Source organism: Propioniciclava soli (genome assembly GCF_014858005.1).
GTDB classification, from domain to species: Bacteria; Actinomycetota; Actinomycetes; order Propionibacteriales; family Propionibacteriaceae; genus Propioniciclava; species Propioniciclava soli.
Genome location: NZ_JACYOT010000008.1, coordinates 1 through 13,358, shown reverse-complemented (window position 1 = coordinate 13,358; position 13,358 = coordinate 1). Strand labels below are relative to the sequence as shown.

The 13,358-nt window shown below is 69.8% G+C and carries 12 protein-coding genes; 8 read left to right on the top strand and 4 right to left on the bottom strand.

Annotated features, from left to right (window positions below; genetic code table 11):
- The first annotated feature begins 150 nt into the window (after positions 1–150).
- From IFY26_RS09960 to IFY26_RS09940, 5 genes are all read left to right on the top strand, one after another.
- Positions 151–1,236 (top strand): BMP family lipoprotein, encoded by a 1,086-nt coding sequence (locus IFY26_RS09960; RefSeq protein WP_232548856.1) that lies wholly within the window; start codon positions 151–153, stop codon positions 1,234–1,236.
- 93 nt (positions 1,237–1,329) lie between these two features.
- Complete coding sequence (locus IFY26_RS09955; protein ID WP_232548855.1) at positions 1,330–2,883, top strand: ABC transporter ATP-binding protein; 1,554 nt, start codon at positions 1,330–1,332, stop codon at positions 2,881–2,883.
- Positions 2,876–4,051 (top strand): ABC transporter permease, encoded by a 1,176-nt coding sequence (locus IFY26_RS09950; RefSeq protein ID WP_232548854.1) that lies wholly within the window; start codon positions 2,876–2,878, stop codon positions 4,049–4,051. Before IFY26_RS09955 ends, IFY26_RS09950 begins: the two co-directional genes overlap by 8 nt.
- Positions 4,048–5,340, top strand: a complete 1,293-nt coding sequence (locus IFY26_RS09945) for an ABC transporter permease (RefSeq protein ID WP_332836179.1) — start codon at positions 4,048–4,050, stop codon at positions 5,338–5,340. Before IFY26_RS09950 ends, IFY26_RS09945 begins: the two co-directional genes overlap by 4 nt.
- A 4-nt stretch (positions 5,341–5,344) precedes the next feature.
- Complete coding sequence (locus IFY26_RS09940) at positions 5,345–5,740, top strand: cytidine deaminase (protein WP_269779367.1); 396 nt, start codon at positions 5,345–5,347, stop codon at positions 5,738–5,740.
- 19 nt (positions 5,741–5,759) lie between these two features.
- Here the strand turns inward: IFY26_RS09940 and IFY26_RS09935 are convergent, their stop codons facing one another.
- The 4 genes from IFY26_RS09935 to IFY26_RS09920 form a co-directional block, all read right to left on the bottom strand.
- On the bottom strand, positions 5,760–6,443 hold the full coding sequence (locus IFY26_RS09935) for a class I SAM-dependent methyltransferase (protein ID WP_232548853.1): 684 nt from the start codon (positions 6,441–6,443) through the stop codon (positions 5,760–5,762).
- Positions 6,444–6,490: 47 nt separating this feature from the next.
- Positions 6,491–7,372, bottom strand: a complete 882-nt coding sequence (locus IFY26_RS09930; protein WP_232548852.1) for an ROK family protein — start codon at positions 7,370–7,372, stop codon at positions 6,491–6,493.
- Positions 7,372–9,171, bottom strand: coding sequence for a class I mannose-6-phosphate isomerase (locus tag IFY26_RS09925; protein ID WP_232548851.1), 1,800 nt, complete (start codon positions 9,169–9,171; stop codon positions 7,372–7,374). Before IFY26_RS09925 ends, IFY26_RS09930 begins: the two co-directional genes overlap by 1 nt.
- A 64-nt stretch (positions 9,172–9,235) precedes the next feature.
- On the bottom strand, positions 9,236–10,285 hold the full coding sequence (locus IFY26_RS09920) for a LacI family DNA-binding transcriptional regulator (protein ID WP_232548850.1): 1,050 nt from the start codon (positions 10,283–10,285) through the stop codon (positions 9,236–9,238).
- Positions 10,286–10,405: 120 nt separating this feature from the next.
- Here IFY26_RS09920 and IFY26_RS09915 point away from each other — a divergent pair, with 120 nt between their 5' ends.
- The 3 genes from IFY26_RS09915 to IFY26_RS09905 form a co-directional block, all read left to right on the top strand.
- Positions 10,406–11,596: a DUF4185 domain-containing protein gene (locus tag IFY26_RS09915; RefSeq protein WP_232548849.1), complete on the top strand. Its 1,191-nt coding sequence runs from the start codon at positions 10,406–10,408 to the stop codon at positions 11,594–11,596.
- A gap of 18 nt (positions 11,597–11,614) precedes the next feature.
- The gene (locus tag IFY26_RS09910) at positions 11,615–12,904 is read left to right on the top strand and encodes an ABC transporter substrate-binding protein (RefSeq protein ID WP_232548848.1); all 1,290 of its coding nucleotides are present in this window, start codon (positions 11,615–11,617) and stop codon (positions 12,902–12,904) included.
- Positions 12,905–12,975: 71 nt separating this feature from the next.
- The coding region (locus IFY26_RS09905; RefSeq protein ID WP_416046571.1) for a carbohydrate ABC transporter permease at positions 12,976–13,358 on the top strand (383 nt) is incomplete at its 3' end.

The following is a 13,358-nucleotide window of genomic DNA, read 5'->3' as shown; positions in this document are numbered from 1 at the left end:
CCGGGCTCAGGTCACAAAGGTGTATCAAGTGCGGCGGCGTGGCCGCCCCGCCGCGTGGCGCGCCGGCGTCCGGGGCTACGATCGCCGCACGACGCGCGTGACCGCCGCGCACGCACGTGTACGACCACCTGTTCTGCCGAGGAGGCACCTGTGAAGAAGACCCTGATTGGCACCGGCCTCGCCGCCGCGCTCGTGCTGGGCGGCTGCGCCAGCCCGCCGCCCACCGCCACGCCCGACACGACGGCCGGGACGAGCACCGGCACCGCGGCCGCCGGGGCGTCCGACTTCTTGGCCTGCATGGTCTCCGACGAGGGCGGCTTCGACGACAAGTCGTTCAACGAGACCTCCTACAAGGGCATGATGGACGCGAAGTCCGAGCTGGGCATCCAGACCCGCGAGATCCAGTCCGACACGACGGCCAGCTACGCCGGCAACGTGCAGTCGATGGTGGACGCCGACTGCGACGTCATCGTCACCGTCGGTTTCGCGCTGGGTGACGCGACCCAGGCATCCGCCGAGGCCAACCCCGACATCGACTACGCGATCGTCGACTTCGCCTACGACGCGCCGCTGGACAACGTCAAGGGACTGACCTTCAACACCGCCGAGCCGGCCTTCCTGGCCGGCTACCTCGCGGCCTCGATGAGCAAGACCGGCACGGTCGGCACCTACGGCGGAGCGCCGTACCCGACCGTCACGATCTTCATGGACGGCTACGCCCAGGGCGTCGCGCACTACAACGAGGTCAAGGGCACCGACGTGCAGGTGGTCGGCTGGAACTCCGACACCCAGGACGGGGCGTTCATCCCCGGCAACAACTTCTCCGACGTGGCCGGCGCCAAGCAGCTCGCGACGAACCTGGTCTCCCAGGGTGCCGACGTGATCCTGCCCGTGGCCGGGCCGGCGTCCGAGGGTGGTCTCCAGGTGGCGCAGGAGTCCGGCGGCAACGTCGTGTCGATGTGGGTGGACTCCGACGGCTACCTCTCCATGGAGCAGTACGCCTCGGTGATCCCGACGTCGGTCGGCAAGGCGATGGACGTGGCCGTGACCGACGCGATCCGCGCCTCGTTCGAGGACTCGTTCGACAACGAGGTGTTCGTCGGCACGCTCGACAACGAGGGCGTCTACCTGGCGCCGTACCACGATTTCGAGGATCAGATCTCCGACGAGACCAAGGCCGAGATCGAGCAGCTGAAGCAGGACATCATCGACGGCACGATCACCGTCAACTCCTGATCGGAGGCGTTCCACCGCGGGGAGGCGGGCCGACACGGCCGCCTCCCCGCGCGTGTCTCGCCCCGGCGGGTGGGTTCATGGAAGGATCCGCGTGTGAACCACACGTCCGGCGGCCTGCAGTTGGCCGGCATCACGAAACGCTTTGGGTCGTTCACCGCCGTCGACTCCGTCGACCTGGAGGTGCGCCCAGGGGAGATCCACTGCCTGTTGGGTGAGAACGGGGCGGGCAAGTCCACGCTCATGAACGTCCTCTACGGGCTGCTCAAACCCGACGAGGGCCAGATCGTCATCGACGGCTCGCCCCAGAACTTCACCAACCCGCGCCAGGCCATGGCGGCCGGCATCGGCATGGTGCACCAGCACTTCATGCTGGTCGACCCGTTCACCGTGGCCGAGAACCTCATGCTGGGGCGCGAGGGCGGCTTCGTCCTCGCCAAGGACGCCGCCCGCCAGCGCGTCCGCGAACTGGGGGAGCGGTACACGATGCCGGTCGACCCCGACGCCGTCATCGAGGATCTGCCGGTCGGCGTCCAGCAGCGCGTCGAGATCCTCAAGGCGTTGGCCAATGACGCCCAGTACCTCGTGTTTGACGAGCCGACGGCCGTGCTGACACCGCAGGAGATCGACGACCTCATGGCGGTGATGGACCGGCTGCGGTCGGAGGGCCGCGCGATCGTGTTCATCACCCACAAGCTCCGCGAGGTCCGCGCCGTCGCGGACCGGATCACCGTGATGCGACGCGGCCGCATCGTGGGCCAAGCCGCGCCGACGGCGTCCGAGGCGGAGCTGGCCGAGATGATGGTCGGCCGCGCGATCGACCTGCGGGTGGCGAAGGAGGCCGCCGCCCCCGGCGAGCCGCGGCTGGTCGTGACCGGCCTCAAGGTGGCGAACACGGCCGGTGGCATCGTCGTCGACGGGGTCGACTTCGACGTGCGTGCCGGTGAGACCCTCTGCATCGCCGGCGTCCAGGGCAACGGCCAGTCCGAACTCGTGGACGCCCTGCTCGGCAACGTGACGCCGCTGGAGGGCACGGTCACGCTCGACGGCACCGACATCACGCGCGCCACACCCCGACAGACGATCGACGCCGGCATGGGCTTCGTGCCGGAGGATCGGGAGGCGGACGGGTTCGTCGCCCCCTTCACCATCGCGGAGAACCTCGTGCTCAATCGGTCCAACCAGGCGCCGTTCGCGCACGGTCTGGCGCTCGACCTCGCGGAGATCGACCGCAACGCCGTGGCGCTGCGGGAGGAGTTCGACATCCGCGCCCAGTCGGTGCACGACCCGATCAGCTCGCTCTCGGGCGGCAACAAGCAGAAGGTGGTGCTGGCCCGAGAGCTGAGCCGGCCGCTGAGCGTCCTCATCGCGAGCCAGCCGACGCGGGGCGTGGACGTCGGCGCCATCGAGTTCCTGCACCGCCGCATCGTCTCCGAGCGGGACAAGGGTACGGCGGTCCTGCTGGTCTCCACCGAGCTCGACGAGGTGGAGGCGCTGGCCGACCGGGTGCTCGTCATGTACCGCGGGCGCGTCGTGGGCATCGTGAGCCCCGACACGCCCCGCGAGGTGCTGGGCCTGATGATGGCGGGCGTGCCGCTCGAGGACGCCCAGGGCGCGCCCCGCCCGGGCAAGGAGGAGAACCATGGCTGAGGAGCCAGCTGACGACGCCCGCCGCGCCGCCCTGCGCGACCGTGGCCGGCGGTGGGCGACCACGGCCGGCTCGATCCTGCTGGCGCTGCTCGTGGGGGCGGTGCTGATGATCGTGTCCGACCCGGACGTGATCAGCCAGTACGCCTACCTGTTCACCGCTCCGCAGCTCGCGCTCGGGGCGTCCTGGACGAAGGTCGCCGGGGCCTACTCCGCGCTGCTCGCGGGGGCCGTCGGGTCGCCCGCGGCGCTCGCCGCCACGGCCTGGCAGGCGGCCCCGCTGATCGCGGCCGGCCTGGGCGTCGGCATCGCGTTCCGCGCCGGCCTGTTCAACATCGGTGCGCAGGGCCAGGCGATCTGGGGCTCGATCGCGGCGGCCTACGTCGGCTTCGCGTGGTCGCTGCCGCCGGTGGTGCACCTGCTGGTGGCCGTGGTCGCCGGTGTGCTCTTCGGCGCGGTGTGGGGCGGCATCGTCGGCCTGATCAAGGCCAAGACGGGCGCCCACGAGGTCATCGTCACCATCATGATGAACTTCATCGCCGCCAGCTCGCTGGCCTGGCTGCTGCTCACCCCGGCGTTCCTGCGGCCCGGCCGCATCGACCCGCTGGCCCCGCCGATCCAGCCGAGCGCGGCGTTCCCGGTCATCTACGGCCAGCTCCACGTCGGCTTCCTCGTGGCGCTGGTCGCTGCGGCGATCGTGTGGTGGCTCATGGAGCGCTCGACGATCGGCTTCGCCATCCGTGCGGTGGGCTCGAACGCGAGCGCCGCCGCCACCGCGGGCATGAACGTGGCCGGCACGACGATGGTCACCATGGCCATCTCGGGGGCCCTGGCCGGGCTGGCCGGCGTCATGTACGCGCTGGGGCCGGGGGCGAACGCGGTGGCCACCCCCCTCTCCCTCGGGCTGGTGGGGTCGGTCGGATTCGACGCCCTCACCGTCGCCCTGCTGGGGCGCAGCCGACCGGTGGGCACCGTCCTGGCCGGGCTGCTGTTCGGCGGCCTCCACTCCGGTGGCCTCGCCATGCAGAGCCTCGCGCAGACCCCGCTCACCCTGTCCACCGTGCTCCAGGCGCTGATCGTGTTGTTCGTGGCGGCGCCGGCCATCGTGAGCGCCCTGATCCCGAAGGTGCGTGCCCCCCGGCGCCCCGCCCTCGTCGGAGGTGAGGCATGACCACCACGCATCCCACAACGCTCGACGTCCCCCTCGAGCTCGACCGCACCGAGTCCGCCGCAGCGCGGCGTGCCCGGCTCTCGACCGGGGCGCTCATGCTCGTGCTCGGCGCGCTCATGGCCTGGCTCGGCTTCGGCACAAGCGGCGATGCGAGCTACGCCCTGTCGGACGCCTTCGCCGCCGTGCAGCTCCCCACCGTGGCGCTGCCCGGGCTGCCCGTGGTGCTCGTCTGCGCCCTCCTGACCCTGCTGGCCGGGGCGGGCTTCGTCTCAGGCCGGTTGTGGGGGCGGGCGAAGGCGTCCGCCGCCACCATCGCCGCCGCGGCGATCGTGCTCGGCTTCGTCACCTGGGCCGCCGCGGGGCGTCCGTTCTCGTTCCCGGTGCAGAACCAGCTCGCCGGCACCATCGCGCTGGCGACACCGCTCGTCCTCGGCGCCCTGTGCGGCGTGCTGTGCGAGAACGCCGGCGTGGTCAACGTGGCGATCGAGGGCCAGTTCCTCACCGCCGCGTTCACGGCGGCGACGGTGGGGTCGGTGACCCGCTCGATCACCGCCGCGCTGGTGGCCGGCGTCATCGCCGGCGTGCTCATGGGGGCGATGCTGGCGCTGTTCTCGATCAAGTACTTGGTGGACCAGGTGGTGCTCGGCGTCGTGCTGAACCTCTTCGCGTCCGGCCTCACCGGCTTCGTGTTCGACCAGCTCGTGCAGCCCAACTCCACCGAGCTGAACCGGGTGCCGCCCATCTCGCGGCTGGAGATCCCGCTGCTGAGCGACATCCCGCTCATCGGGCCGGTGCTGTTCAACCAGACGATCCTGGTGTACCTCGCGTTCGTGAGCGTGCCGGTGGTCTGGTTCCTGCTCTACCGGACCCGCTGGGGCCTGCGGGTGCGCTCGGTCGGCGAGCACCCCGAGGCCGCCGACACCGTCGGCATCAACGTGCGGGCCGTGCGCTGGCAGGCGGTGCTCGCGGGGGGTGTCTTCGCCGGGCTCGGTGGCTCGTTCTTCACCATCGGGTCGAGCGTCAGCTTCATCAAGGACATCACGGTCGGCAACGGCTTCATCGCGCTCGCCGCGCTGATCATGGGCCGTTGGCACCCCGTGCGGGCGGCGCTCATGGCGGTGTTCTTCGGTTTCGTCACCCAGCTGGCCTCCCAGCTCCAGACGCTGCAGACGCCCATGCCCAGCCAGTTCCTGCTGATGCTGCCCTACCTCGCGACGATCATCGCCGTGGCCGGCCTCATCGGGCGCTCGCGGGCGCCGAAGGCCGACGGCGTGCCCTACACGGGATGATGGGTTGAGCGGCATCGACTGGGACGTCCTCCGCGCGGCCGCGCGGTCGGCCGCCGCGCGGGCCTATGCGCCCTACTCGGGGTACCGGGTGGGGGCCGCGGCGCTGGCGTCCGACGGGCGGATCGTCTCGGGCTGCAACGTGGAGAACGCCGGCTACGGCGTCACGCTGTGCGCCGAGTGCGGGCTGGTGTCGGACCTGGTGAACGGCGGCGGCGGACGCCTCATGGCGTTCACGTGCTGCAACGGCGCCGGTGAGGTCATCATGCCGTGCGGCCGGTGTCGACAGTTGTTGTGGGAGCACGGGGGAGCCGACCTGGTCGTGGAGACACCGCGCGGCATGGTGGGCATGGCCGAGGTGCTGCCGCAGGCCTTCGGGGCGGACGACCTCGGGCAGCGCTGAGCGCCCCCGGCCCGACGGGTCAGCGCGGTTTCGTCCACGCGATCGTGTGCCGGAAGCCGAGCCGGTGCTGCAGTCTGGCGCCGGGCATCACCGCGTCGAGCGGGGTTCTGATCTCGCCGAAGGACCTGGTCGGGTCCGCCACCGGAAACGCGTCCGGCGCGGGAGCCGCGCGTGACGGGCGGGGGTGCTTGACCATCCCGATCAGCGGGTTGGTCACCGCTGAGGCGAGTTCCCATACCGCGTCGCGCGCCGTGACCGGGGGTGCCAACCCAACGGCGAGGAACCTGCCGCCCGGAGCCAAAGCCTCCCGCACCTGGGTGAGCGCCTCCGCGGCCTCGAGATGGTGCAGGACGGCCACCATCGTGACCGCGTCCACCGCCCCGTGCTCGGCGGCCACGTTCGGAAGACACGCGTCGGTGATCGTCACGTTGGTCAGGTCGCGAGAGCGCAGCGAGGCTTCCTCGCGCATGTGGGGGTCGACGTCGATCCCCACCACCCGTTCCGCCCGGGCGGCGAGTCGCGCGACGAGCAGACCCTGGCCGCAGCCGACATCGACGGCGAGCCGGCAGGGCTCGGGCAGCCGCCGCAGCAGCCAAGGGTGGAAGTGATCGTTGTGGCTCCACGGGTGCCGCGCGTTCAGGCGGGCCAGCCCGGCCAGCGCAGTCCGCACGACCGGCAAGTGTTGGCCACCACGCACGTCCATGCCCCCATGCTGACACGGTCGTGCCGCTGCGCGTCGAGCACCGCGGACTACCCGGCCGCGCCGTGGCCCTCGCCGTACTGCGCGGCGCCGATGAGGGCGGCGGTCTCGCCGTCGGAGCCGGGCTCGATGTAAGGGGGTTCGGCGCCGGCCTCTCGGACGATCTCCTCGACCCGCGGGGTGAGCCACCGCGTGGTCAGGTCCCACGACTGTGCGATCGAACCGCCCACCACCACCACGTCGGCCCCGAAGCGCACGAGCCAGGGGGAGATGGTCTCGGCCAGGGCCCCGTACGCCCTGGTCAGCACCCCGGTGGCCAGGTCATCACCGTCACGGGCGAGCTCGGCGATCGCGCGGACGTCGTGGTGCTCGCCCGTGGCGGCCGCGTGGGCGCGAGCGATGGCGCGGCGGGAGAAGGTGTCCTCCAGCGGCCGACCCTCCCACCCCAACAGGTACACCCACCCGTGCGGCGGCACGTCGGCGCCGCTGTCCACCGGCTCGCCGTTGTCGAGGAAGCATGAGCCGACGCCGGTGCCCAGGGTCAGCGCCACGAACCGCCGTGGTCGGCCGTGCAGCTCGTTCTCGCCGATCGCGTAGGCGGTGACGTCGTTCAGGAACGTCACCGGCACCCCGAGCTCGGCCGACAGGTGGTCGCCCACCGCCACATCCTTCAGCGCCCCGAATTTCTCGACGCCCTCGAAGTTGCCGACACCACGCGCGTAGTCGAACGGCCCGGGGATGGCGACGGTGAGCGGCAGTCCGTCCGCGTCCCCGCCCAACCCACGCGCCGCGGCGACCAGGCCGGTCAGCAGCGTCGCGCGGTCGGCCGAGCTGTCCAGGTCGGACCGCTGCGAGCGCACCACCCGGCTTCGTTCGGGGTCGACCAACGCTGAGGTCACGTGCGTGCCGCCCACCTCCAGGACGCGCTGCATCAGGAGGCGCTCCGCCCCGAGAACCGCAGGTCCTCACCGCTCACCGATCGTGGGAACTCCGTGCCCCGGACGTGGGCGGTCAGCGTCGCGCACTCCCCGGCGCCGTCGGCCGGACGGATGGTGTACTCGCCCACGTGGGCGGGCACGATGAACGTCTCGGCGTAGTGCACCTCGTACGGTTCGAACGCCCCGGTGGGGCTCTCGACGACGGCGGCCCGGCCCTCGACGAGGTTGAGAACGTGAACCGTCGACTGCGTGTCGCGCAGGGTGGGCACGGAGAACCAGTGCCGCACCGTCTCGATGTACTCCAGTTCGTGCAGGCCGGTGCGCTCGATGCGGTAACCGTCGCCCTGCTCCAGCACATCGATCCGGTTGATGAGGTTGCTGGTCACCCAGTCGGTGTCCCGATCCCATTGCACGTTGGCGCGGGCGTGGTCGAGGTGAACGGGCCGAGGCTTGCCGTCGAGACCGACGCGGTCCCAGTCCCACATCTTGAAGGTGAAGATGTAGCTGGTGGCCGAGATCTCCAGCACCATGGTGTTGCGGGTGGAGCAGTGGACCGTGCCGGCGGGGATGAGCACGTGGTCGTGCTTGCGTGCGTTGAACCGGTTGATGAAGCGCTCGTCGGGGAAGGAGCCCTCGCCGCGCTGCGCCTTCTCGAGTTCGTCGAACATCTCGTCGAAATCGGCGCCGGGTTTCCGCCCGAGGTACACCCCGCCGTCGTCACCCACGTCGAGCAGGTAGTAGCTCTCGTCCTGGGTGTACTTCATGCCGAACTTCTCCTGGATGTACCCGGTGAGCGGGTGCACCTGGAGCGACAGGTTGCCACCCCCGAACGTGTCGAGGAAGTCGAAGCGGATGGGGAAGTCGGCCCCGAACCGGGCGAACGTCCCGGGGCCCATGAGCTCGATGGGTTTGCGCAGCACCAGGTTCTGTGACGGCATCTCGACCCGGACGCCGTCGATGTCGAGCGCGAGTGAGTTCTCCTCCGGCACGCAGTCGAATCCCCACGCGTAGTTGGGCACATCGCCCGGCAGCCCCAGCACCTCCTGCATCCAGTGGCCGCCCCAGACTCCGGGGTCGAAGTAGGGGACGACGCGGAAGGGCCGGGTGATGGCGGCGTCCAGCGCGGAGCGAAAGGTGTCCCCGGTGATCAGCCGGGCCTCGTCGGCGGAGATGGTGGTGTCGAGCAGATAGTCGAGCGCATCGAGGAGGGGTTGCTTGTGACGGTCCGCCATGCGCCATTCGACGAAGAAGGAGCGCTTGTACTTGCGCAGGATGTCCTCGTCGCCGTTCTTGCATCGCCAATTCGGCATGCCGGCGCGCATCCGGAGCTGGTGCTCCCAGCGGGGCATGTCGGCGAGCACGAGCACGTCGGCGTCCGGTGCGGCCAGGCGAGCCCCCCAGCCCATGAGGACGATCGGGCCCGTGCGCTCGTGCACCCGGCGGCGCAGCTCGGCCAGGCGCGCCTCGTCGTAGAGATCGGCGACATTGAACTGGGTGATGTAGCCGAAGACGCGGTCGTCGCCAAGGTTGGCGGCCACCAGGGCATCGATCTCCTCGGTCGGCCTGGCCGCCTCGTCGGGCACACTCACCACGACGTCGAAGTCGCGCTCGAGGCTGGCCTTCACCGCCTGCTCGTCGACGCCGGGGTAACAGTCCACGACGACGACGGCGCGATCCAGCCGAGCTGCGGCGCGGGCCAGCTCCCGCCACGCCTCGTCGGCCACCCACACGGGGGTGCCGGGGGGTTGGAGAATCGTGGGATCGACGTCGTAGTTGGGCTGATCGCTGCGCACCGGGAACTCCTTTGTTGCTCCTGCGTCTGGTAACGATACCAACTTCAGCGCTACGTGGCGAGGGTCAGGATGAATTGGGTTGCAGGCCGTGCACCACGCCCACGGACGGCATCGTCATCGTGATGGGTGGAGTGCGCTCGGCGCTGTTGATCCGGCGGAGCGTCAATTCGGCGGCGAGGCGGCCGAGCGCCTGGGCATCGTGCTCGATGAGCGTCAGCGGGTAAGGCACGAGATCGGCCAACTCGAACGTGTCGAAGCCCACCAGTCGGGGGGCGGTGCTGTGCGGCGTCCACCGCGCGTGCGGGTCGAGGAGCACGCGCAGGACGTTGATGCTGAAGCGATTGTTGGCCGTGAAGAAGGCCGCGGGGGGCTCGTCCATCGCCAGCAGCTCCCGGGTGACCCGGACCACCGCGGCGGGCTCGCTCGGCATCTGCCTGACGTAGCGCTGGTCGACCTCGACCCCTGCGTCGGTGTGGGCCTGGACGAAACCGGCGTAACGCCGGGCCGCGGTGGTGATCGTGGGCTCGCCGCCGAGGAATGCGATGGGGTGCCTGCCTTCGTCAAGCAGCTTGCCCACCTCGGTGCGCACCGCGCCGATGTCGTCAACCAGGACTGTGTCGACGCGTCCATGGTTGATCGACCGCGAGGCGAGCGCGATGGGCATCCCCGCCTTGGCTGCCGCAGCCAGGTGTGGGGCGTCTGCCCTGGCGGGGACGACGATCAGCCCCTCGATCTGGCGGGCCGAGAGGTCGCGCACCAGCTCCGCCTCGAGGCGGGGGTCGTTGTGGGAAAAGCCGGTGATGATCTGCCGACCGGCATCCTTCGCCGCCGCCTCGACCCCGAGGAGCACTTGGGCGTAGTAGGGATTGTCGATGTTGGTCACGATCACCCCGAGCAGGCCGGAGCGCTGGCCCGGCCGCATCAACCGGGCGGCCTCGTTGCGCGCATAGCCCAACTTCTTGGCTGCTGCGTGCACCTTGCGGGTCATCTCGGCGGAGACGCCCCCCTTGTCGCCGATCACCCGCGAGGCGGTCATCGGCGAGACCCCGGCCATGTTGGCGACGTCTTTGAGGGTGGGCTTCCTGGCCCGGGCGATGTCCGCCCCCTGCTCCATGGCGCACATCCTACGGCTTGGATAACAATTCGGACTCGCTCGGCCCGGCGGCCGTCGTACATGGTATCGTTACCAAGCCGGTGCCGCGGTGGCCCGTGATCACACTGAGGTGATGCAACCATGAAGAACCGACGAACACCCACTGTCAGGGCAGCGGCCGGCCTCGGCGTGTTGGCCCTGGTCGGCGTGGGCTCGCTGACCGTTGCGACCCCGGCGGCCGCACAGCCGGGAGCGGGGGCGGGCACGTGCTCGCTCGCCACGCAGCCGCTCATCGTCACGGGGGCGCAGCCGGACGCCCGCACCGAGCAGTTCGCCGCGTACGGCGACACCTCGGGCGCATGGATCGGTGCCGACTCCACCTACTCGGTCGAGTTGAAGAGAGGCACCACCGCGTGGCTCTTCTCCGACACGGTGCTCGGCACCGTGGTCGACGGCACGGTCGACATGGCCACGATGGGCATCATCAACAACTCCATCGTCCTGGAGAAGGGGGGCCAGCTCCACGACACCGTCACCGGCGGGACGGAGCAGGAGCGTGAGGCGATCTTCGGGCCGCCCGCTGCCGACTCGTGGTTCTGGCTGGGTGCCGGCTACGTCGAGCCCAGCGGCAGGAACCTGTACATCGGTCTCAACCGCTACAACCGCTCCGGCCCGGGTCTGTGGGACTGGGCGTGGGACCACTCGGCGATCGGAACGCTCAACACCCGCACCTGGCAGGTCGAGAAGGTGACCGACCTCGACGTCGACAACGACGTGCAGTGGACGTCCTGGTACCAACGCGACCACGGCGTCACCTATCTCTACGGAGTCGACGACCAAGGGGCGCTCAAACAGGCGCATGTCGCCCGGGTGCGCGGCCAGGACCTCTCGAGGGTCGACAGGTGGGAGTTCTGGAACGGATCGACGTGGACCAAGGACTCCTCCCAGTCCGCGCCGATCCTCGACCACGTCGCCAACGAGTACTCGGTGACCCCGTTCCGGGACGGTTACCTCCTCGTCACGCACGACACCGAGGTGGTGTTCTCCAACCAGGTGGTGGCGTACACCGCGTGCAGCCCCACCGGGCCGTTCGTGAACAGGACCCCCCTGCTCCAGACCCCCGAGACCGGGCCGTGGGGCTCCTACGGGGATCCGAACATCTGGACCTACAACTCCCACGTGCATCCGCAGTTCAGCGACGACGGCAGGTTGCTGATCAGCTACAACGTCAACACGTTCGACAACAACCACATCTTCGACGACGTCACGATCTACCGCCCCCGATTCTGGACCGTCACGGTGGACGACCCTGACGGCCGCCGCAACGGCTGACCCTGGAGAGGAACAACGATGTCAATCAAGAAGGCACTCACCGCACTCGCGCTCTCGAGCGCCCTGATCCTGGCCGCGTGTGGGGGTGGGGGCAGCCAGCCCTCCACCGATCCCACCGACGGCGGGGCGGACGCCCCGGCGGCGTCGGGCACGGTCAACTTCTTCACCGACAAGGCGGCCTGGGAGCCGTCGTTCGACGAGATGAACGCCGCGAGCGGGGACATCCAGTTGGAGTTCACGGGCTACTCCGATCCGGTGGCCTACGACACCTACATCCGCCAGGCGTTCCGCACCAACGACCGGCCCGACCTGTTCACCTGGCACACCGGCGGCAGTCTCGGTGAGCTGGTGGAACAGGGCCTGGTGGCCGAGACCTCCGACATCTGGGCGGAGGCCGAGGCCGACGGCCTGGTGCCCGAGGGGCTGAAGGACCAGTACACCTTTGACGGCAAGCAGTACTGCGTGCCGCTGAACGTCGCCTACTGGGCGGTGTACTACAACAAGGCCGTCTTCGCCGAGCACGGCCTGCAGCCCCCGACCACGTGGGCCGAGATGGAGACCGTCATGCAGACGCTGCGCGACGCCGGCGTCGCACCGTTGCACCAGATGAACATCATCTTCGAGTTCGTCTACTTCCAGGCGCTGCTTGCCGGCCAGAACCCGGAGACCTACCAGGGCCTGCTCGACGGCTCGGCCAGCTACACCGACGAGGACGTGAACGTCGCCGTCGACAAGTGGCAGGAGATGATCCAGCGCGGTGACTTCATCGATCCCGGTGTCACGGGTGACCCCCAGGCGATGCTGATGAACGGGGAGGTGGCCATGGCCTACTTCGGCACCTTCTTCACCGGCCAGCTCGACGCCATCGACGCGGTCTCTGGTGAGGATTACGGAATCTTCCTGTTCCCGAACCTCAACCCGGCCACCGACGTCCAACCCATGGTCCTGGAGACCGGGCCCCTGTGTGTGGGCGCCGGTTCCGAGAACGAGGACGCCGCCCTCGCGTACTCGGCGTGGTGGCTCACCACCGAGGCCCAGACCGCGTGGTCGCAGAGCCGCGGTGACGTGAGCTTCAACCCCAACGTCGAACTCGCCGACCCCGAACTCAAGGCGCTCGTCGCCTCCGTCACCGGCGACAACGCGGCGGACACGCTGATCCTGCCCCGGTATCTCGAGGGCAGCCCGCAGCCGGTCTACCAGCTCTCGACCGAGCTGTTCGGGGCCTTCGTCACCAACGCCGATGATCCGCGGGGCATGCAGGAGGCCCTGCAGGCCGAGGCCGAGACCTACTGGGCGGAGCAGGGCTGAGGATGGGCGGTGCGGCCGGTCGACCGGCCGGCCGCACCGCTCTCTGCCCCACGGAAGCGAAGGGAGGCGCCATGAGTACCGCCACCGACACACCCGAGGCGACGACTGCGGGCCCGGCGCCCGCCAGAAAGGGCGGGCCCGGTGCCCGAGCGCGACAGGAACAGGTGACCGCCGCGGGCTTCCTCGCCCCGGCGCTGATCCTGTGTGGCGTGCTGCTGTACGCACCGTTCCTCTACACGGCGTACCTGTCCCTCACAGAGTTCAACGGCCTGGGGGATCCGGAGCTCGTCGGGGTCGCGAAATACGCGGAGCTGTTCGATGATCCCAACATTGTGCAGTCGATGCTCAACACCGTGATCTGGGTGGTGGGCACGCTGGTGCTGCCCGTGGGCCTGGGATTGCTGATCGCGGTGTTGGCGGCTCATCACAATCCACGGTGTAGCTGGGGTCTGAA

Bases quoted from the DNA above. Each gene is read 5' to 3' on its own strand.
- IFY26_RS09935 (WP_232548853.1), bottom strand. From the start codon at position 6,443: ATGGACGTGCGTGGTGGCCAACACTTGCCGGTCGTGCGGACTGCGCTG.
- IFY26_RS09945 (WP_332836179.1), top strand. From the start codon at position 4,048: ATGACCACCACGCATCCCACAACGCTCGACGTCCCCCTCGAGCTCGAC.
- IFY26_RS09915 (WP_232548849.1), top strand. From the start codon at position 10,406: ATGAAGAACCGACGAACACCCACTGTCAGGGCAGCGGCCGGCCTCGGC.
- IFY26_RS09920 (WP_232548850.1), bottom strand. From the start codon at position 10,285: ATGGAGCAGGGGGCGGACATCGCCCGGGCCAGGAAGCCCACCCTCAAA.
- IFY26_RS09950 (WP_232548854.1), top strand. From the start codon at position 2,876: ATGGCTGAGGAGCCAGCTGACGACGCCCGCCGCGCCGCCCTGCGCGAC.
- IFY26_RS09930 (WP_232548852.1), bottom strand. From the start codon at position 7,372: ATGCAGCGCGTCCTGGAGGTGGGCGGCACGCACGTGACCTCAGCGTTG.
- IFY26_RS09910 (WP_232548848.1), top strand. From the start codon at position 11,615: ATGTCAATCAAGAAGGCACTCACCGCACTCGCGCTCTCGAGCGCCCTG.